This is a genomic window from Rhodococcus sp. K11/5 (assembly GCF_055193735.1).
The window spans coordinates 2,807,395-2,826,414 of sequence record NZ_CM143721.1 but is presented as its reverse complement, the minus strand read 5'-3'; the positions used below and the strand labels follow the sequence as shown (position 1 = coordinate 2,826,414).

19 protein-coding genes and 1 tRNA gene are annotated in these 19,020 nt (G+C 67.3%); 14 read left to right on the top strand and 6 right to left on the bottom strand.

From position 1 onward, the window contains the following. Positions 1-42: 42 nt before the first annotated feature. Positions 43-1,809 (bottom strand): malto-oligosyltrehalose trehalohydrolase, encoded by a 1,767-nt coding sequence (gene treZ, locus ACY466_RS13330; RefSeq protein WP_463245839.1) that lies wholly within the window; start codon positions 1,807-1,809, stop codon positions 43-45. Between the two features lie 67 nt (positions 1,810-1,876). On the opposite strand from treZ, the gene ACY466_RS13325 reads away from it, so the two are divergent. The 5 genes from ACY466_RS13325 (at position 1,877) to ACY466_RS13305 (ending at position 6,624) form a co-directional block, all read left to right on the top strand. Continuing rightward, positions 1,877-2,530, top strand: a complete 654-nt coding sequence (locus ACY466_RS13325) for an LON peptidase substrate-binding domain-containing protein (RefSeq protein WP_463245838.1) — start codon at positions 1,877-1,879, stop codon at positions 2,528-2,530. Between the two features lie 165 nt (positions 2,531-2,695). Next, entirely contained in the window at positions 2,696-4,336 is a 1,641-nt protein-coding gene (pgm, locus tag ACY466_RS13320) for a phosphoglucomutase (alpha-D-glucose-1,6-bisphosphate-dependent) (protein WP_463245837.1), read from the top strand. After that, positions 4,333-5,586 carry an MFS transporter gene (locus ACY466_RS13315; RefSeq protein WP_463245836.1) on the top strand — a complete coding sequence of 418 codons (1,254 nt, stop codon included), beginning with the start codon at positions 4,333-4,335 and terminating at the stop codon, positions 5,584-5,586. The genes pgm and ACY466_RS13315 overlap by 4 nt, the downstream gene beginning before the upstream one ends. A gap of 169 nt (positions 5,587-5,755) precedes the next feature. Beyond that, complete coding sequence (locus ACY466_RS13310) at positions 5,756-6,430, top strand: DsbA family protein (RefSeq protein WP_463252287.1); 675 nt, start codon at positions 5,756-5,758, stop codon at positions 6,428-6,430. A 121-nt stretch (positions 6,431-6,551) separates the two neighbouring features. Beyond that, a tRNA-Ala gene (locus ACY466_RS13305) sits at positions 6,552-6,624 on the top strand. A gap of 96 nt (positions 6,625-6,720) precedes the next feature. On the opposite strand, the gene ACY466_RS13300 is transcribed toward ACY466_RS13305, so the two are convergent. Further along, positions 6,721-7,071: a histone-like nucleoid-structuring protein Lsr2 gene (locus tag ACY466_RS13300; RefSeq protein ID WP_463245835.1), complete on the bottom strand. Its 351-nt coding sequence runs from the start codon at positions 7,069-7,071 to the stop codon at positions 6,721-6,723. Between the two features lie 325 nt (positions 7,072-7,396). On the opposite strand from ACY466_RS13300, the gene ACY466_RS13295 reads away from it, so the two are divergent. After that, positions 7,397-8,428 carry a CobW family GTP-binding protein gene (locus ACY466_RS13295; RefSeq protein ID WP_463245834.1) on the top strand — a complete coding sequence of 344 codons (1,032 nt, stop codon included), beginning with the start codon at positions 7,397-7,399 and terminating at the stop codon, positions 8,426-8,428. Here ACY466_RS13295 and ACY466_RS13290 read toward each other — a convergent pair. The 3 genes from ACY466_RS13290 to ACY466_RS13280 are packed head-to-tail and all read right to left on the bottom strand — an operon-like array spanning position 8,406 to position 11,037. Further along, a complete protein-coding gene (locus ACY466_RS13290) occupies positions 8,406-8,819 on the bottom strand; it encodes a molybdenum cofactor biosynthesis protein MoaE (RefSeq protein ID WP_463245833.1) in 414 nt (137 codons plus the stop codon). The two genes, ACY466_RS13295 and ACY466_RS13290, sit on opposite strands and share 23 nt — an antisense overlap. Beyond that, positions 8,816-9,826, bottom strand: coding sequence for a bifunctional molybdenum cofactor biosynthesis protein MoaC/MoaB (gene moaCB / locus ACY466_RS13285; RefSeq protein WP_463245832.1), 1,011 nt, complete (start codon positions 9,824-9,826; stop codon positions 8,816-8,818). Before moaCB ends, ACY466_RS13290 begins: the two co-directional genes overlap by 4 nt. Next, positions 9,823-11,037, bottom strand: coding sequence for a molybdopterin molybdotransferase MoeA (locus ACY466_RS13280; protein WP_463245831.1), 1,215 nt, complete (start codon positions 11,035-11,037; stop codon positions 9,823-9,825). Before ACY466_RS13280 ends, moaCB begins: the two co-directional genes overlap by 4 nt. 75 nt (positions 11,038-11,112) lie before the next feature. Between ACY466_RS13280 and moaA the strand changes: the two genes are divergently transcribed. Genes moaA through ACY466_RS13265 form a run of 3 tightly spaced genes read left to right on the top strand, consistent with a single transcriptional unit; the run spans position 11,113 to position 13,209 of the window. Then, positions 11,113-12,183 (top strand): GTP 3',8-cyclase MoaA, encoded by a 1,071-nt coding sequence (gene moaA / locus ACY466_RS13275; protein ID WP_463252286.1) that lies wholly within the window; start codon positions 11,113-11,115, stop codon positions 12,181-12,183. Beyond that, positions 12,176-12,439: a MoaD/ThiS family protein gene (locus tag ACY466_RS13270; protein WP_463245830.1), complete on the top strand. Its 264-nt coding sequence runs from the start codon at positions 12,176-12,178 to the stop codon at positions 12,437-12,439. Before moaA ends, ACY466_RS13270 begins: the two co-directional genes overlap by 8 nt. 2 nt (positions 12,440-12,441) lie before the next feature. Beyond that, entirely contained in the window at positions 12,442-13,209 is a 768-nt protein-coding gene (locus ACY466_RS13265; RefSeq protein WP_463245829.1) for a fructosamine kinase family protein, read from the top strand. 40 nt (positions 13,210-13,249) lie between these two features. On the opposite strand, the gene ACY466_RS13260 is transcribed toward ACY466_RS13265, so the two are convergent. Beyond that, on the bottom strand, positions 13,250-13,834 hold the full coding sequence (locus ACY466_RS13260; RefSeq protein ID WP_463252285.1) for a TetR/AcrR family transcriptional regulator: 585 nt from the start codon (positions 13,832-13,834) through the stop codon (positions 13,250-13,252). Between the two features lie 140 nt (positions 13,835-13,974). On the opposite strand from ACY466_RS13260, the gene ACY466_RS13255 reads away from it, so the two are divergent. The 5 genes from ACY466_RS13255 to nrdF all read left to right on the top strand — a co-directional run bounded on the left by ACY466_RS13255 (position 13,975) and on the right by nrdF (position 19,008). After that, positions 13,975-14,529 carry an NAD(P)H-dependent oxidoreductase gene (locus ACY466_RS13255; protein ID WP_463245828.1) on the top strand — a complete coding sequence of 185 codons (555 nt, stop codon included), beginning with the start codon at positions 13,975-13,977 and terminating at the stop codon, positions 14,527-14,529. Between the two features lie 414 nt (positions 14,530-14,943). Next, a complete protein-coding gene (locus ACY466_RS13250; RefSeq protein WP_463245827.1) occupies positions 14,944-15,183 on the top strand; it encodes a redoxin NrdH in 240 nt (79 codons plus the stop codon). Positions 15,184-15,223: 40 nt separating this feature from the next. Then, the gene (nrdI, locus tag ACY466_RS13245) at positions 15,224-15,661 is read left to right on the top strand and encodes a class Ib ribonucleoside-diphosphate reductase assembly flavoprotein NrdI (protein WP_463245826.1); all 438 of its coding nucleotides are present in this window, start codon (positions 15,224-15,226) and stop codon (positions 15,659-15,661) included. Positions 15,662-15,697: 36 nt separating this feature from the next. Next, positions 15,698-17,863 carry a class 1b ribonucleoside-diphosphate reductase subunit alpha gene (gene nrdE / locus ACY466_RS13240; RefSeq protein WP_463245825.1) on the top strand — a complete coding sequence of 722 codons (2,166 nt, stop codon included), beginning with the start codon at positions 15,698-15,700 and terminating at the stop codon, positions 17,861-17,863. 179 nt (positions 17,864-18,042) lie between these two features. Further along, positions 18,043-19,008, top strand: coding sequence for a class 1b ribonucleoside-diphosphate reductase subunit beta (nrdF, locus tag ACY466_RS13235; protein WP_463245824.1), 966 nt, complete (start codon positions 18,043-18,045; stop codon positions 19,006-19,008). Positions 19,009-19,020: the final 12 nt, after the last annotated feature.

Here is a 19,020-nt window from a genome sequence, read left to right as displayed (position 1 = left end):
AGCCCGGGCCCGGAGCGGACACCGGTCGAGAACCCGGGCACCTCAGTCGAGAACGACGAACGAGTGTCCGGGGACCGTCACGGACGACCCCGTCGCGTCGGAGGTGGGCTCGTCCCACCAGAGAATCGGCTGCCCGCCGACGGGCACCGTCACCGAGGACGCCGACAGGTTCGCCACGAGCCGTAGCCCGTCGCCGTGGCCGAGCGGGTGTGCGCGGCGGATCACGATCCACCGCGCGTCCTCGTCGTAGTCGACGGTGACGTCGGTCAGCCACGGGTCGGTGATCTCGATGCGCTCGGCGCGCAGCGCGATCAGCGCCCGGTAGATGTCCAGTACTCGCGCGTGATCGGGGTCGGTGACCTCGGACCAGTTCAGGGTGGAGTTCTCGAACGTCGAGAGCTCCTGCGGGTCGGGGATGTCGTCGCTGTCCCACCCGTGCGAGGCGAACTCCGCCTTGCGGCCGTTCGCGGTCGCCTCGCCGAGCTCGGGCTCGGGATGCGAGGTGAAGAACTGAAAGGGGGTGGAGGCGTTCCACTCCTCGCCCATGAACAGCATCGGGGTGAAGGGGGACAGCAGGACCAGGGCCGCCTTCAGGGCCAACTGGCCGGGGTTCAGGTAGAAGCCGGGACGGTCACCGATGGCGCGGTTGCCCACCTGATCGTGCGTGGTGGTGTACGCCACGAGCGAGCTCGCGGGAAGGGTGCGGCGGTCGATCGGCCGGCCGTGGATGCGTCCCCGAAAGCTGGAGTAGGTCCCGGCGTGGAAGAAGCCCTGTCGCACGGTGGTCGCGAGACACTGCATGGACCCGAAATCGCCGTAGTAGCCCTGTTTCTCGCCCGACACCGCGGCGTGCACCGCGTGGTGGACGTCGTCGTCCCACTGGGCGGTGAGCCCGTACCCACCGGCGGCTCGCGGGGTGATCAGCTTGGGGTCGTTCAGGTCGCTCTCGGCGATCAGGCTCAACGGACGGCCGAGGTGGGCGGAGAGCGCCGCAGTGTCGGCGGCGAGCTGCTCGAGGATGTGGGTGGCGGTGGTGTCGGCCAAGGCGTGCACGGCGTCGAGTCGCAGTGCGTCGATGTGAAATTCGGAGAACCAGCGCAGCGCGTTGTCGATGATGTAGCGACGCACCGGATCCGAGTGTTCTCCGGCCACGTTCACCGTCTGGCCCCACGAGTTCGCCCCCTCGGACATGTAGGGGCCGAACTTCTCCAGGTAGTTCCCGCTGGGGCCGAGGTGGTTGTAGACCACGTCGAGCACGACGGCGATGCCGCGAGCGTGGCAGGCGTCGACGAACCGCTGCAGGCCGGCCGGGCCGCCGTACCCCTCGTGCACGGTGTACCAGAGGACGCCGTCGTAGCCCCAGTTGTGGGTTCCGTTGAACCCGTTGACCGGCATGATCTCGACGAACGTGACGCCCAGATCCGCCAGGTGATCGAGCCGTTCGACGGCGGCGTCGAACGTGCCCTCGGTGGTGAAGGTGCCGATGTGCAGTTCGTAGATCACGCCGCCGGGAAGCGCGCGGCCCGTCCACTGCGCGTCGGTCCATGCGGCCTCGTCGACCTCGAACACCGCGGAGGTCTCGTGCACGCCGTCGGGTTGGCGCGGTGAGCGCGGATCGGGAATCACGGCGTCGTCGTCGTCCAGCACGAAGCCGTACCGGGCGCCGGGCTCCGCGGCGACGTCGGCGGTCCACCACCCGTCCGCGGACCGGGTCATCGGGTGGAGTTCGCCGTCGAGGTGGAGGCGAACGGACTTCGGGTTCGGTGCCCACACGCGGAAGGAACCGGGGTGCAACGTCGCTTCGCTCATGGGTCCATCCTTACCCACGACGGCCCGCCGTGAACACGCGAGCGCGATCGGGTGCATGCTTGTCAGGGTGGATACCGATTCGGCGGCCGAACGCACACTCCCGATGTTCCCCCTGGGTTCGGTGGTCTTTCCCACCGATCCGCTCCCACTGCACGTCTTCGAACCCCGCTACCGCAAGCTCGTCGAGGACTGCGTTTACGCGGATCTGCCGTTCGGTGTCGTCCTGATCGAACGTGGCCACGAGGTGGGCGGCGGAGACGTGCGAGGAGACGCGGGAGTGTCGGTGCGGATCGACCGCGCCCTGCCGGTGCCGGACGGTCGATACGTGCTCGAATGCACGGGGGTCGAACGAATTCGAGTGCTCGAATGGTTGACGGACGATCCGTATCCGCGGGCCCGCGTCGAGCCCTGGCCCGACGCGGCGCTCGACCCGGCCGAGACGGATCTCTCGACGGTCCGTCGGCGCTCCGAGCGCTTGTTCGAGATCCTCACCGAGATCGCCGAGTCGCGGGATCTTCCCTCCCCCGAGGTTCCCTCGATCGAGGGGCCGCCGGTGGACGCCGGCACGCTGTGGACGTTCGCGTCCGCACTGCCGTTGGGGTCGGCCGACCGCGCGAAGATCCTGGTCGCCGACACGGTCGCCGAGCGCGTACGCATCATCGAAGACGCGCTGGACGACGTCATCGCCGTCGCCGAGTTCTCGCGGATGCCACCGGGCTGAGCTCGGCCTCCGCGCCGGGTGGGTTCGCGAGACGCGCCACTGCGCGCGCACTAGTGTTCCTACCGGGTGGGACGACGAGTGCGCGGGTCGCGCGACGGGTGCATCACCCGTTGCCGCCGCGGGCGGGTCTCCCCGATCGATGTCCGCACGAGAAGGAGAACAGACGTGGCGCACGAGCGAGCGGGATCAGTTGCGGCAGCGTCGGACCTGGTGGATCTGTCCCACCTGGTCACCTCGTACTACACCGTCGAACCCGATGTCGAGGATCCCGATCAGCAGGTGGTCTTCGGTACGTCCGGTCATCGAGGATCGAGTCTCGACGGTGCGTTCAACGAGAGCCACATCATCGCCACGACGCAGGCGATCGTCGAATACCGTGCCGCGCAGGGCACCACGGGGCCGTTGTTCATCGGGCGCGACACCCACGCGCTGTCCGAGCCCGCCTGGGTGACGGCGCTGGAAGTGTTGGCCGCCAACGGGGTCGACGTTCTCGTCGAGGCCTCCCACGGCTACACCCCGACTCCCGCCGTCAGTCACGCGATCCTGCGGCACAACGCGTCGGGCCCGCGTGCGCTCGCCGACGGCATCGTCGTCACCCCGTCGCACAACCCGCCGCGCGACGGGGGCTTCAAGTACAACCCGCCCAACGGGGGACCGGCCGACAGCGACGCGACGTCGGTGATCGCCGCTCGCGCGAACGAGATTCTGCGCGAGGGCGTGTCGTCCGTGAAGCGGGTGACTCTGGCCGCGGCGATGGCCGGGTCCGTCGGGCACTACGACTTCCTCGGCACCTACGTCGACGACCTGCCGAACGTGGTCGACCTCGACGCCGTCCGCGGCGCCGGAATCCGGATCGGCGCCGATCCTCTCGGCGGTGCGAGTGTCGAGTACTGGGGCGCCATCGCCGAGCGACACCGGCTCGATCTCACCGTGGTCAACCCACTCGTCGATGCGACCTGGCGGTTCATGACCCTGGACACCGACGGCAAGATCCGGATGGACTGCTCGTCACCCAACGCGATGGCGTCGCTGATCGGTGCGCGGGACGAGTACGACATCTCGACCGGAAACGACGCGGACGCGGATCGGCACGGCATCGTCACTCCCGACGCCGGGTTGATGAACCCCAACCAGTATCTGGCCGTGGCCATCGACTATCTCTTCTCGCACCGGCCCGGGTGGTCGCCCGACGCGAAGGTGGGCAAGACCCTGGTCAGTTCGTCGATGATCGACCGCGTCGTCCACTCTCTCGGTCGTCCACTCCTCGAAGTGCCGGTGGGTTTCAAGTGGTTCGTTCCCGGTCTGCTCTCGGGGGAGCTGGGGTTCGGCGGCGAGGAGAGCGCCGGGGCCTCGTTCCTGCGTACCGACGGATCCGTCTGGACGACCGACAAGGACGGCATCGTTCTGGCGCTGCTGGCCTCGGAGATGACCGCGGTGACGTCCCGGACGCCGTCGCAGCGGTACGTCGAGCTGACCGAGAAGTTCGGCAATCCCTCGTACGCCCGCACCGACGCCCCGGCCGGCCGCGAGGAGAAGGCCGTCCTGAGCAAGCTGTCCGCGGATCAGGTCACGGCGACGACGCTCGCCGGTGAGGACATCACCGCCACGCTGACCTCCGCGCCGGGCAACGGGGCCGCACTCGGAGGGTTGAAGGTCACCACCGAGAACGCGTGGTTCGCCGCCCGTCCGTCGGGAACGGAGAACGTCTACAAGATCTACGCCGAGTCCTTCCTGGGCGACGACCACCTCGCCGAGGTCCAGACCGCTGCGCGCGAGCTGGTGAACTCTGTTCTGACCCAGCGGTGAGGGGCAGGTTCCGGCGAGGGAGCGACACCCCGAAGGCACCCGCGGTCCCGCTGAACCGGGACATCTGGATTCTGATCTCCGCGGCGTTCGTGATCGCCCTGGGGTTCGGCATCGTGGCGCCGGCGCTGCCCGGATTCGCCCGTAACTTCGGCGTGGGGGAATTCGCGGCGACGGTCATCATCAGTGCGTTCGCCCTGACGCGGCTGCTGTTCGCCCCGGCCAGTGGAGCGCTGGTCCAGCGGGTCGGGGAACGGCGGGTCTACCTGACCGGTCTGATCGTGGTCGCGGTGTCGACCGGCCTGTGTGCGGTCGCGCAGAACTACACCCAGCTGTTGATCTTCCGGTCGATCGGCGGCATCGGGTCGACGATGTTCACCGTCTCCGCACTGGGCCTGCTCATCCGCATCGCACCGCCGGCGCAGCGAGGTCGTGTCTCGGGGCTGTACGCCTCGAGTTTCCTGGCCGGGACGGTGCTGGGTCCGTTCATCGGCGGCATCGTGCTGAGCGTGGGCGGGTTGCGCGCCCCCTTCGTGTTCTATGCGGTCACCCTCGTCGTGGCCGCCGCCGTCGTCGCGGTGGGGCTTCGTGTGCCGAGGACGGACGTGTCGACGGACGGCGCGACGCCGGTGACTCTGAAGTTCGGCGACGCGTTGAAATCCTCGTCGTACCGCTCCGCGCTGTTCTCGAACTTCGCGAACGGCTGGGCGGTGTTCGGCGTGCGCACCGCGATCGTGCCGCTGTTCGTGGTCTCCGCTCTGGGGCAGAGCGACTCCATGGCCGCGGTGGCGCTGGCCGTCTTCGCGGTGGGCAACGCTGTGGTTCTCCTCGTCGCCGGTCGATTGTCGGACCGCTACGGCCGCAAGCCCTTCCTGGTGACGGGACTGGCGCTGTGCGGGGGTGCGACCGCGGCGATGGGGATCTCCGGCAACACCACCGTGTTCCTCGTCATCACGTTCGTCGCCGGCGTCGGGTCCGGGTTGATCACGCCCGTTCAGCAGGCCGCGGTCGCCGATCTCATCGGCTCCAAGGCACGAGGGGGACAGGTACTGGCCGCGTTCCAGATGGCCATGGACGTCGGATCCGTTCTCGGCCCGCTCGTGGCGGGAGTATTGATCGAGCAACTGTCGTACGCGGTGGCCTTCGGGTCGGCGGGCGCGATCCTGCTCATGGCGGCCGTCGCCTGGATGGTGGTTCCGGACACCCTGGACCGCACCCCCGCGGACGCGGACGGGCCGTTACCCGAGCGGTAGAGGCCGCCCGTTCGCACCTCTCAGGCCCTTGTCAGTCGAACATGGCACAGTGTTGCCCGTGAATGCCAAGAAGAACTCGCCCCGCTCGGGTTCGCCCGCAGGAAAGCCGTCCAAGGGCGGTACCACGAAATACACGCCACAGAAATCGTCGAGCACCTCGACATACGTTCTGGGTGGATTGGCGCTCCTGGTCGTCGCCGCCGTCGTCATAGGCGGCGTGCTCTGGCAGTCCGGCAGCGACGAACCGCGCGCGGACGGATACGGCTCGGTGCAGAACTCCGCCGTGGAGATCGACCTGAACGACGAGGGCGTCGTGACTCTCGGCATTCCCGGGGCCCCGACCGTCGTGGACATCTACGAGGACGCGTACTGCCCTTTTTGCGGTGAGCTCGAGCAAATTCACGGGCAGGAATTGGCGCAGAAGATCGACGAGGGCACCATCGGCGTCCGTTACCACCAACTCGATTTCCTCGCGTCGCGGTCGGCATCGGGCACCTACAGCACCCGCGCGGCGGCGGCGGCACAGTGTGTCGCCGCGTCGGAGACCGCACCGGTCTTCAGCGCGTTCCACTCCACGCTGTTCTCGCCCGACTTCCAACCCGCCGAGGGAAGCAGCAGCGACCACACCGACGAGGAACTGGCGCAGGCCGCTCGCGACGCCGGAGCGTCGGACGCCACCGCCCAGTGCATCGTCGGTGGTGATCGAGTCCCCGACGCGAGCGCGGCAGCGGCCGCCGCGAGCGAGGCCCTCGCCGCCACCGGCGCGCAGGGCACCCCGACCGTGGTGGCTAACGGCACCGTCGTCGACACGCGCAACGTCGACTGGGTCGCCGAACTCGGCTGACACCGAACCGCTCGGCGGTCCTCGCATCCCGGCACGTCAGCGTGGGGATTTGTGGTCGGGAACGACGATGGTGTAACTTCGGTCGGGCGTTGTACGGAGCTGTTTTCCGGCCGATGTGCACGGGGCTATGGCGCAGCTGGTAGCGCACCACACTGGCAGTGTGGGGGTCAGGGGTTCGAGTCCCCTTAGCTCCACAGTTATACAAGCTCCACAGTTCGAACAGAAAACCCCCGGACCTTCGCGGTTCGGGGGTTTTCTCGTGTGTCGAGGGCGCGTTCGGTGATGCCGGTTCAGTGTGCGGCGTCGTACGCCTGTCGGATCTCGCTGCGAATTCGCCCGCGAGCGGAGACGTCGTAACCGTTCTCGGACGCCCACTGGCGGATCGCCCGGGTGTGTTCGGGGGAGTCGCGTGTGGACGCGCTCCGCGTCGCGGAAGCACGCGACGAGCCGTTCGACGAGGTCACTTTTGCCGCGTACTCGATGTACTGGCCGAGTGCCTGGCGAAACTGCGCTGCGTTGTCGGGACCGAGATCGATTTCGTACTCGGTGCCGTCGACCGCGAATGTGATGTGTTCGCCGCCGTCGTCGATGGGTGTCTGATCGATGTCGTCGATCAGCTGGACAATTACTTTCTTGGCCATCGTTTCTACTTTCGCCTCGAACGCGTCGGAAAATGTTTCTGTTCCGGAAGGTTACTCCACGTCAACGTCACGCTCGTTCGCCGAGTGGGCGGTGTTCGGAGTTTTTCGGAACATTTCGTTTTCCATTCTGCACACCCTTTAGTTCGGAGTGCACACAACCCCCCGTTCGGTTTCGTTCCGACACCGTCGTGGTCGACCTCCACCGCGGCGGTTTTCGCGGTGGCAACCATTGACGGGCAGCTCGGATTCTATTGATCGGGCCGATTACCCGAGAACCGGCGCATTACCCGGGGCGGGCCCGCCTCGACGACGGTATCCTCGCCCGGTGCCTCGCCCTCGGATCCCCGTCGTTCTCGTCGCAGGATTCCTCGGCGCCGGCAAGACGACGGTTCTCAACCACCTGCTGCGCCGGAACGACGGGGTGCGGATGGGGGTGTTGGTGAACGACTTCGGGGCGGTCGACATCGATTCGATGTTGGTCGCGGGTCAGGTGGACTCCATGGTGACCCTCGGCAACGGATGCCTGTGCTGCGCCGTCGACACCGAGGATCTCGACGAGATGTTCGCCGTCCTCACGTCGGCACGCGACGTGGTGGACGCCATCGTGGTCGAGGCCAGCGGTGTCGCGGAACCGCGGGCGATGATCCGCATGGTCGCGGCGAGCGAGAACGAGCGCATCAGGTACGCGGGCATGGTCATGGTGGTGGATGCCGCCGAGTTCGAGGCCGTCTGCGCGCGCCACCCCACCATCGCCTCGCATCTCGCGATGGCAGATCTGGTGGTGGTGAACAAGGCCGACCGGGTGAGCGCGGCCGAACTCGACGCGGTCCGGGTGCGGATCGAGACCCTGGTGCCGCAGACTCCCGTCCTGGTGACCGCGCACGGCGCGGTGGACGTGCGGGTTCTGTTCGATCCTCCCGAGAGGTCCGACGACGGTCCCCGGCAGTTGACGCTGGACGACCTGCTGCGGGAGGCGGACGACCATCACGATCACCTGCACGCCGAGTACCAGACCGTCTCGGTCTCCACGGACCGGTATCTCGATCCGAGGGCGTTCGTCGAGTTCCTGGAGAATCCACCGGTCGGTCTCTACCGGAGCAAGGGTTTCGCCCGATTCGGATCCGGTCCGGGCACCTCGTCACGCGCCCTGGTGCACACGGTGGGGCGGCACATCGACATGGAGCCGGCGCCGAGTCGGCGCGGCACGGATCTGGTGTTCATCGGCGCCGGACTCGACGTGGACGAGACCGAGCGCACGGTGACCTCGATGGTGCGCGACCGTCCGGCGACCGAGGAGGAACTGCTCGTCGTTCACCGTTATCTGCGGACGCCCGTCACAGACCCACCCATTCGCTGAGGCCCTCGGGAAAGTACTGCCGCTTCCAGATGGGCACCTCGGCCTTGATCCGTTCGACGAGATCCGCGCACGCGGCGAACGCTTCGGCGCGGTGCGCTGCGGCCACGGCGGCGACCAGTGCGACATCACCGATGTACAGATCGCCCACCCGATGGATCGCGGCCACGGGCAGCCCCGTCGCGGCCGACGCGTCGGCGCAACACCGGCGGAGGAACTTCTCGGCGTCCGGATGCGCTCGGTACTCGAGCGCGGTGACGGACTGGCCGTGATCATGATCACGAACCACCCCCGAGAACAGAACCACGGCACCGAAATGCGGACCTGCCACCGCGGCGTCGACGGTCCCGACGTCGATCACGTCGGTGGTGATGCGGGCGAGGAGTTCGGTCACGAGTGGGCACCTCCGCCGCGAACCTGGGCGATCACGTGGTCCAGCAGAGGGTCGAGCACCGCCAGCCCGTCGGCGACACCCCCGGGCGACCCCGGCAGGTTGGCCACGACGGTCGGACCGGCGACGCCGACCAGTCCGCGGGAGAGCGAGGCGTGCACGGTGGCCCTCAGACCGGCTCGCCGGATCTCCTCGGCGACGCCGGGAAGCTCCCGATCGAGGACGGCTCGGGTGGCCTCCGGGGTCCCGTCGGTCGGGGAGACGCCGGTTCCACCGGTGGTGAGCACCAGGCCCGGCCCGCCGGTCAGGGCGTCGGCCAGGCCGCGGGAGATGTCGGCGTCGGCGACGACCACGGGCCCCCGGACGGTGTATCCGCGGTCGGTGAGCCACGACGCGATGCGGGGCCCGGTCGCGTCCTCGCGGGTTCCGGCGGCGCCCGCGGTCGATGCCACCACCACGACGGCCGTTCGAGCGCCGAGAGGTGCGTCGGCGATCGGCGTCCCATCCGGCGGAGTGTCGCGCGTCCACACCCCCCGCTTGCCGCCCTCCTTGCGGTCGAGGCGTACCGACTCGATCGACGCGGCGGGATCGACGGCCTTGACCATGTCGTGGAGCGTGAGGCCCGCGATCGACACCGCCGTCAGCGCCTCCATCTCGACCCCGGTGCGGCCGGTGGTGGTCGCGGTGGCCTCGATGGTGATCGAGGTGTCGGTGAATCCGAACGAGACCGACACCGACGTCAGCGGCACGGGATGGCACAGCGGAATCAGCTCGGAGGTCTTCTTGGCGCCGTTGATCGCGGCAACCCTGGCCGTGGCCAGCACGTCCGCCTTGGGGAGCCCGTCGGCGCGAACCATGGCGACGACCTCGGCCGTGGTGAGGAGCGCGCCACTGGCGATCGCGATGCGGTCGGTCTCGGACTTGCCGCCCACGTTCACCATGCGGGCGCGGCCGTCCGCGTCGAGGTGCGTCAGTCCGTGGTGGTGGTCGTCGTGCTGGGGGTCGGTCACAGCTCCCACACTCGCACACGGTCGCCTGCGGGGACCTCGGCGGTTTCGGCGTCCACGTCGACCAGAACGCCGGCGGCGGCCATCGACGCGACGAGGTGGGACCCGGCTCCCGAGGTGACGGACACCCCGGTGGCGGAGACCCGGCCGCGAAGGAACTGCCGTTTGCCGACGATCGAGTGGATCGGGTGCTCGGCGACGGCCTCGGTGGGCGTCGACGCCGGGAGTCCGGCGAGTCGGCGGAGAACGGGTCGGGCGAAGACGACGTAGGACACCAGGGTGCTGACCGGGTTTCCGGGGAAGCTGACGATCGGGGTGTCCGCGCGCAGACTCAGTCCCTGCGGTCCGCCCGGCTGCATGGCGACGTGGCCGAAGGTCCCGCCGTCGGGTCCGAGCACGTCTCGTACCACCTCGAAGTCGCCCATCGACACTCCGCCGGAGGTGAACACGACGTCGGCGACCGCGCACGCCTCGTCGAGCATCGACGCGAACTCGGCGGCGGTGTCGGTGCTGCGACCGCGATAGGTCAGCACCGCGCCGTCGTCCACGACGCTGGTGGCGAGGGTCAGGCCGTTGGAGTCGTAGATCTGTCCCGGCGCGAGGGCTGATCCGGCTTCCACCAGTTCGGCGCCGGTGGCGATCACGGCCACTCGCAGCTGCGGACGAACGTCGACGCGAGCGAGTCCCACGGCCGCCAGCGCGCCGAGATGACGGGGCCCGAGGACCGTTCCCGCGGGCACGACGACGGATCCCTGTGTGATGTCGCTCCCACGTTCACGCACGAATTCGCCGGTACGACGGGAGGCGGCGATCCGCACGTGGCCCCCCTCCACCACGGTGTCCTCCACCGGAACCACGGCGTCCGCCCCGTCCGGCAGCGGGGCCCCGGTCATGATCTTGTGGGCGGTGCCGGGGAGCAGGGTGCCCTCGGGAGTGTCGCCCGCGGCGAGGACCCCCACCACCGGGAGCGAAACAGGGACCTGGACAAGGGAATCGGCCGAGACCGCGAAGCCGTCCATCTGGGAGTTCCGAAAGTTGGGCACGTCGATCAGGGCGGTCGTGTCGGCAACCGTCACCCGGCCGAGAGCATCGGCGAGGGCGACGGATTCCTGCGCCGTCTCGGCTCGGGCCCGCGACCACGCGGCCTCGATCAGGTGGTCGATGTCGTCTGCGTGTTCCTCCACCGTCCGGTGCTCTCCAGCCATGCCGCTCATCCTAGGCACGGTGCCGACGGGCATACTGGACATCGAATGCGTGTGAGAGGCGGTACGACGGTGGCAGCGGTGAGTATGGGTATCCCGACGCTGGGCGCTCCGACGCCCCGAGTGGACCCGTCGACTCCGCCGCCGACGGTCGGTCGACCGGACGTTCCGTATCTGCTCGACTCCTTCGGTCGCGTCGCGCGCGATCTGCGCATCTCGGTGACGGAGAAGTGCTCGTTGCGCTGCACGTACTGCATGCCGGCCGAGGGACTGCCGAACCTGGAGTTCGAGCAGCTGCTGGCCTCCGAGGAGATCGCACGCCTCGTCGGTGTGGCCGACCGCCATCTGGGTGTGCGCGAGGTGCGGTTCACCGGCGGAGAACCGTTGGTGCGCAAGGACATCGTCGACATCATCGCCCGGACCCACGCGGCGGCGCCGTCGGTGTCGCTGTCGATGACCACCAACGGCATCGGTCTGGACCGTCGGGCGGCCACGCTCTCCGACGCCGGCCTGGATCGAGTCAACATCTCGCTCGACACCGTCGATCGGCGGCATTTCGCGTCCCTCACACGTCGTGATCGGCTTCCCGCCGTGTTGGCCGGAATCGACGGCGCACTCGCCGCGGGCTTCGCTCCGGTCAAGATCAATGCCGTACTGATGCGCGAAACCCTGCCCGGCGCCGTGGATCTGCTGCAGTTCTGCCTCGAGCGCGGCGTCGAACTGCGCTTCATCGAGCAGATGCCGCTGGACGCCGACCGTGAGTGGGCGCGCTCGTCGATGGTCCCCGCGGCGGAGTTGCTGGAGGTGCTCGGATCGCGGTTCGACCTCACCGAGGTCGGCCGGCCCGACGACGCCTCCTCGCCCGCCGAGGAATGGACCGTCGACGGGGGACCGTCGACCGTCGGCATCATCGCGTCCGTGACGCGATCCTTCTGCTCCGATTGCGACCGAACGCGTCTGACGGCGGAGGGTACCGTCCGCTCCTGCCTGTTCAGCGACGCCGAGACGGACCTGCGAGCCGGATTGCGCGGCGGTGCCACCGATTCCGAGCTGGCCGACCTGTGGCGCGGAGCGATGTGGAACAAGTGGGCCGGGCACGGGATGGAACGCGAGGACTTCGTTCCGCCCGAACGATCGATGGGGGCCATCGGTGGCTGACACGGCGACCGCTCCGGTCGAGATCAAGTACTTCGCGGCCGCGGCCGAGGCGGCCGGCACCGATTCCGAGACCGTCGATCTGCCCGTCGGCGCCACGGTGGCTCATCTTCGGGCGATGCTGGGGGAGCGGTACGGCGGATCCATGACCCGCATCGCGTCGGTCGCGGTGTTCCTGATCGGTGACGAGATGGTGCGGGAGGACGGCCGCGAGATCGGCCTCCGCGTCGACGTTCTCCCGCCGTTCGCGGGAGGCTGACGATGTCCGGCGCACCGTTCGTCAAGCGCCGCACCGACGTTCCGGACGATTTCTTCGCCGCGGAGGCCGCCGGGATCCGTTGGCTGGCGGCCGGGGGAGCGCCCGTCGTCGAGGTTCTCGACGTCGGTGTCGATTTCATCGCGCTGGAGCGGATCGAGGAATCGGCGCCGACCGCATCCTCGGCTCGCGACTTCGGTGCCGCGCTCGCGCGGACCCACGACAGCGGCGCGGCCCGCTTCGGCAGCGCCCCGGACGGCCACGACGGGGCGCTCTACATCGGCAGCCGCGCGATGAGTTCGGCGACGCACGAGAGTTGGGGAGCGTTCTACGCGGCGGAACGTGTTCTGCCCTTCGTACGCACCGCCGTGGACGCGGGCACGGTGCGGTCCGGTGAGATCGCCGTGATCGAGCAGGCGTGCGCGCTGGTGGCCGGGGGCGCCTTCGACGACGACGAGCCCCCCGCTCGGCTGCACGGTGATCTGTGGACGGGCAACGTTCTGTGGACGGATCGCGGCGTGGTCATGATCGATCCTGCCGCCCACGGCGGTCACCGGGAGACGGACCTCGCCATGTTGGCCCTCTTCGGGTGTCCCCGTCTGGACGACATCGTCGACGGATATCGGGATCGGCATCCGCTGGTGGAGGGCTGGCGATCGCGGATCCCGGTGCACCAACTCCACCCGCTCGCGGCCCACGCCGCAGGACACGGCCGCAGTTACGGCGAGGCTCTGCGGGCAGCCGCCGAACGCGTCGTGCGCGAGCACGGCTGACGGACACATCGTGCGCCAGCACGGCTGACGGACGCGGTTGCTACCCGTTCGCCGACGCGGTGATCCGGCGGACCAGGTCGTCCCAGCCGGCCTGCAGACGCTCGATCGTCATCCCCGCGTCCCTGATCTGATGCAGCACCAACGTCGCCTCGAGTGTCGCGAGCAGGGTGTAGGTCAGGACCTCGGTGTCGCCGTCGACGGGTACGGATCGCAGCAGGGTCGAGACGTGCGTACGTCCGACCGCCTGCGCAGGGGCCGCGAAGCGCGATTCCGACGAGTTCTCGGCGGCACGCAGCAGCTCACCCTGCACCGCCACCAGATCCAGCCGAGCGCGCCCGTACGCCATCAGCCGGTCCACGGCAGGGGCATCCGGCCCCAGCGGGGGAGGGCCGAACATGAAGGCGGCCTGAAGTTCCTGCTCGGTATGGTCGAGCAGAGCGAGCATGAGTCCGGCGCGCGAGCCGAAGCGGCGGAAGACGGTTCCCTTGCCCACGCCGGCCCGGGCGGCCACCGCGTCCATCGTCACCCCGTCGGCACCGCGTTCGTCGACCAGGCCGACGGCGGCGTCGATGAGGAGTCGACGGTTTCGAGCGGCGTCGCAGCGCTCTGTGTCGTCGAGCGCCATCGGCAGTGCCGCCGAGGGAAGTAAGGCATCTCTCACTTGCTCAGGGTACCCCGTCGGGAATGAAGTGGACTATGGTCCGATTGACCGTGAGTGGGCGTCGTGATCCGCGCCCGCCGATCACTCGAAAGGAACAACCACCCATGAGCCGTGTCATCGCCCTCGTCGGCAGCCTCCGTGCAGAATCCATCACCCGTGGCCTCGCCGAGACCGCCCAGACCGTCTCGCCCGAGGGTGTCGACGTCGTCGTCTACGACGGCCTCGCCGACGTTCCTTTCTACAACGAGGACCTCGACACCCCCGACGTCGACATCGAGGCCGTCACGCGGCTGCGCACCGCGGTGGGCGAGGCCGACGCCCTGCTGTTGCTGACCCCCGAGTACAACGGCACCATCCCCGCCGTTCTCAAGAACGCGATCGACTGGCTCTCGCGTCCGTACGGTGCCGGAGCCATCAAGGGCAAGCCGACGGCCGTCATCAGCTCCTCGATCAGCCCCAACGGTGGCCGCTGGGCCAAGGAGGACACGGTCAAGGCGGCGAAGGTCGCCGGCGGCGCCGTGGTGGAGGACGTCGACCTCTCCATCGGAGCCATCGCGACGGCCATCGACGGCAAGCACCCCCGTGACAACTCACAGATCGCGTCGGACGTGCAGGCCGCCGTCGCCGCCCTCGCCGGAGCCACGCTGGTCGAGGCCTGAGCGACCCGTCGTCGCGCCGCGCACCGGAGGGGAATCCGACGCGCCCGGCGCGCCGACACGCCCGTTGCGACGACCCGCGACCTGGTAATTCCACGCGTGTCATTACAAAGTGTGGTGTTTCCTTGCGCTGTCGGACACTAGGTGTAGTGTCTTGAACACCGAGAGGCCACAACGGCTCGAGGCCGAGAAGAACCGCCGATCCCACGGATCGAAGGCGCTTCTCGGCCTCGGTCACCGTGGCCGGGAGGAGTTCTCGACCCGAGTACGCAGGCCGGAGAGATCGACGAGGAACACCCTCTGGATTTCTCACTGCGAACCGGTCGAGAGCGCCCCCGACGTGTCACCCGGGGCCGCCGTCCCACGGGCACGGCGTCTCGACTCACTCACCGCATGCGCAACAGAACGAGGGACATCATGAGCGCCACCATCACCGTGTACACCAAGCCCGCGTGCGTCCAGTGCAAGGCCACCTACCGCGCCCTCGACAAAGAGGGCATCGAGTACGAGGTCGTCGACATCTCTCAGGACCCCGAGGCTCGTGACTACGTGATGGCGCTCGGCTACCTCCAGGCCCCCGTCGTGGTCGCCGGAGACGATCACTGGTCCGGCTACCGCCCGGACCGCATCAAGTCCTTGGTGTCGGCAGCCGCCTGATCGTCGCCCCGCCCCACCGTCTCTCCCGACAGGACGTGTGATGTCCGAATCGCTGGTCTACTACTCGAGCGTGTCGGAGAACACCCACCGGTTCGTGGAGAAGTTGGGCCTTCCCGCCACTCGGATTCCGGTCAAGAACGCGTCGGGCGACTTCCGAGTCGACCGGCCGTACGTTCTCCTCGTCCCCACCTACGGTGGTGGAACCACCGCCACCGGACGGGACACCAGCTACGTACCCAAGCCGGTGATCCGTTTTCTCAACGACGCCGGCAATCGTTCGCTGATTCGAGCGGTCATCGCCGCGGGCAACACCAATTTCGGTGAATCCTTCTGCTACGCAGGGGATGTCGTCGCGCAGAAGTGCGGCGTTCCGTACCTCTACCGTTTCGAGCTCATGGGCACCCCGGAGGACGTCGAACGCGTCCGCGAAGGTCTCGCCGAGTTCTGGCAGCGTGACGCCGCCGCCTGCTCCGCCTGATCGACTTCATCCTTCCCACCATCTTCAGGAGTACACATGGCACCGACCATCACCGACACGGCGCCGGTCACGTCCCGGGGTCGCGACGAGTCCGAACTCGACTACCACGCGCTCAACGCGATGCTCAATCTGTACGGACCCGACGGTGAGATCCAGTTCGAGAAGGATCGCGACGCCGCCCGTGCCTACTTCCTGCAGCACGTCAACCAGAACACGGTCTTCTTCCACAACCTGGACGAGAAGCTCGACTACCTGGTCGAGGAGAACTACTACGAGGCGGAGGTCCTCGACCAGTACTCCCGCTCGTTCGTCAAGGGTCTGATCGAGCACGCCTACTCCAAGAAGTTCAGGTTCCCGACCTTCCTGGGCGCGTTCAAGTACTACACCTCGTACACACTCAAGACGTTCGACGGCAAGCGATACCTCGAGCGTTTCGAGGATCGGGTCTGCATGGTGGCGCTCACCCTGGCCGCCGGCAACGAGATTCTGGCGACCGATCTGGTCGACGAGATCATCGCCGGGCGCTTCCAGCCCGCGACCCCGACGTTCCTCAACTCGGGCAAGAAGCAGCGCGGTGAGCCGGTGTCGTGCTTCCTGCTGCGCATCGAGGACAACATGGAGTCCATCGGGCGGTCCATCAACTCGGCCCTGCAGCTGTCCAAGCGCGGTGGCGGAGTTGCGTTGCTGCTCAGCAACATCCGGGAGACCGGCGCGCCGATCAAGCGCATCGAGAACCAGTCCTCCGGCGTCATCCCCATCATGAAACTGCTCGAGGACTCCTTCTCCTACGCCAACCAGCTCGGTGCCCGCCAGGGTGCGGGCGCGGTCTACCTGCACGCTCACCACCCGGACGTGTACAAGTTCCTCGACACCAAGCGCGAGAACGCCGACGAGAAGATCCGCATCAAGACCCTCTCGCTCGGCATCGTCATTCCGGACATCACGTTCGAGCTGGCGAAGAAGAACGAGGACATGTACCTCTTCTCCCCGTACGACGTCGAGCGGATCTACGGCAAGCCGTTCGCCGACGTCAACGTCTCGGAGACGTACCACGAGATGGTGGACGACAAGCGCATCCGCAAGACCAAGATCAAGGCGCGCGAGTTCTTCCAGACGCTCGCCGAGCTGCAGTTCGAGTCCGGCTACCCGTACATCATGTTCGAGGACACCGTGAACCGCGCGAACCCGGTCGCGGGAAAGATCACGCACTCCAACCTGTGCTCCGAGATCCTGCAGGTCTCCACTCCGTCGACGTTCAACGAGGATCTGTCCTACAGCCATGTGGGCAAGGACATCTCGTGCAACCTGGGTTCGCTGAACATCGCGAAGACCATGGATTCGCCCGACTTCGCGCAGACCATCGAGGTGGCCATCCGCGGCCTGACCGCGGTGTCGGATCAGACGCACATCTTCTCGGTTCCGTCGATCGAGCAGGGCAACAACACCTCGCACGCCATCGGTCTCGGCCAGATGAACCTGCACGGCTACCTCGCCCGCGAACGCATCTTCTACGGCAGCGAGGAGGGCATCGACTTCACCGACATCTACTTCTACACGGTGCTGTTCCACGCTCTGCGCGCGTCGAACCGGTTGGCGATCGAGCGCGGAACGTACTTCGGCGGGTTCCCCGAGTCCAAGTACGCGTCGGGTGAATTCTTCGACAAGTACACCGATCAGGTGTGGGAGCCGAAGACCGAGCGCGTGCGCCAACTGTTCTCCGAGTCGGGCATTTCCATTCCGACGCAGGCAGATTGGGTCGAGTTGAAGGCGTCGGTGCAGGAGCACGGCATCTACAACCAGAACCTGCAGGCCGTCCCGCCCACCGGGTCCATCTCGTACATCAACTACTCCACCAGTTCCATCCACCCGGTGGCGTCGAAGATCGAGATCCGCAAGGAAGGCAAGATCGGTCGCGTCTACTACCCGGCGCCGTACCTGACCAACGACAACCTGGAGTACTACCAGGACGCGTACGAGATCGGCTACGAGAAGATCATCGACACGTACGCCGCGGCAACGCAGCACGTCGACCAAGGTCTGTCGCTCACGCTGTTCTTCAAGGACACCGCGAGCACTCGCGACATCAACAAGGCGCAGATCTACGCGTGGCGCAAGGGAATCAAGACGCTGTACTACATCCGACTGCGTCAGATGGCCCTCGAAGGCACCGAGGTGGAGGGCTGCGTGTCCTGCATGTTGTAGCGGGCGCCGGACCCCGGGAACGGAGGGCGACACACTCTGTTGTGTTGCCCTCCGTTGTCGGACACAACGGGTAGTGTCGACAGCAGCGATGGACAGTGGCGAACACACGCCGCCTCGCTCACCCCGATCTCCTCTTCGTCAGACCTTTTTCGGCAGAATCGACCTGTAGGCAGGTATCAATGGTCAAGCTCATCGATCGCGTCTCCGCCATCAACTGGAACCGCGTCACCGACGACAAGGACGCCGAGGTCTGGGATCGGCTCACCGGCAACTTCTGGCTGCCGGAGAAGGTGCCGGTGTCCAACGACATCCCGTCCTGGGCGACGCTCACCGAGGTCGAGAAGCAGCTGACCATGCGCGTGTTCACCGGGCTGACGCTGCTCGACACGATCCAGGGCACCGTGGGCGCCGTGTCGTTGATTCCCGACGCGATCACTCCGCACGAAGAAGCGGTGCTGACGAACATCTCGTTCATGGAGTCGGTGCACGCCAAGAGCTACAGCTCGATCTTCTCGACGCTGTGCTCCACCCGCGACATCGACGACGCGTTCCGCTGGTCGGAGGAGAACACCAACCTCCAGCGCAAGGCGTCCATCGTCATGGACTACTACAAGGGCGAGGATCCGCTCAAGCGCAAGATCGCCTCGACGCTGCTCGAATCGTTCCTCTTCTACTCGGGCTTCTACCTGCCGATGTACTGGTCTTCGCGCGCCAAGCTGACCAACACCGCCGATCTGGTTCGCCTGATCATCCGCGACGAGGCCGTGCACGGGTACTACATCGGGTACAAGTACCAGCGCGGACTCGAGACCCGGTCGCCCGCCGAGCGCGAGGAGCTCAAGAACTACACGTTCGATCTGCTCTTCGAGTTGTACGAGAACGAGACCGAGTACACGCAGGACCTGTACGACGAGGTCGGCCTGACCGAGGACGTCAAGAAGTTCCTTCGCTACAACGCCAACAAGGCGCTGATGAACCTCGGGTACGAGGGGCTGTTCCCCAAGGACGAGTGCGACGTGAACCCGGCCATCCTGTCGGCGCTCTCGCCCAACGCAGACGAGAACCACGACTTCTTCTCGGGTTCGGGTAGCTCCTACGTCATCGGCAAGGCCGTCAACACCGAGGACGACGACTGGGACTTCTGACCCACTCGACAC

What these genes read in the sequence shown, in the direction of transcription:
- treZ (WP_463245839.1), bottom strand. Translation starts at nt 1,809, where the DNA reads ATGAGCGAAGCGACGTTGCACCCCGGTTCCTTCCGCGTGTGGGCACCG.
- ACY466_RS13300 (WP_463245835.1), bottom strand. Translation starts at nt 7,071, where the DNA reads ATGGCCAAGAAAGTAATTGTCCAGCTGATCGACGACATCGATCAGACA.
- ACY466_RS13280 (WP_463245831.1), bottom strand. Translation starts at nt 11,037, where the DNA reads ATGAGCGGCATGGCTGGAGAGCACCGGACGGTGGAGGAACACGCAGAC.
- moaA (WP_463252286.1), top strand. Translation starts at nt 11,113, where the DNA reads ATGGGTATCCCGACGCTGGGCGCTCCGACGCCCCGAGTGGACCCGTCG.
- ACY466_RS13265 (WP_463245829.1), top strand. Translation starts at nt 12,442, where the DNA reads ATGTCCGGCGCACCGTTCGTCAAGCGCCGCACCGACGTTCCGGACGAT.
- ACY466_RS13260 (WP_463252285.1), bottom strand. Translation starts at nt 13,834, where the DNA reads ATGGCGCTCGACGACACAGAGCGCTGCGACGCCGCTCGAAACCGTCGA.
- ACY466_RS13255 (WP_463245828.1), top strand. Translation starts at nt 13,975, where the DNA reads ATGAGCCGTGTCATCGCCCTCGTCGGCAGCCTCCGTGCAGAATCCATC.
- ACY466_RS13250 (WP_463245827.1), top strand. Translation starts at nt 14,944, where the DNA reads ATGAGCGCCACCATCACCGTGTACACCAAGCCCGCGTGCGTCCAGTGC.
- nrdI (WP_463245826.1), top strand. Translation starts at nt 15,224, where the DNA reads ATGTCCGAATCGCTGGTCTACTACTCGAGCGTGTCGGAGAACACCCAC.
- nrdE (WP_463245825.1), top strand. Translation starts at nt 15,698, where the DNA reads ATGGCACCGACCATCACCGACACGGCGCCGGTCACGTCCCGGGGTCGC.
- nrdF (WP_463245824.1), top strand. Translation starts at nt 18,043, where the DNA reads ATGGTCAAGCTCATCGATCGCGTCTCCGCCATCAACTGGAACCGCGTC.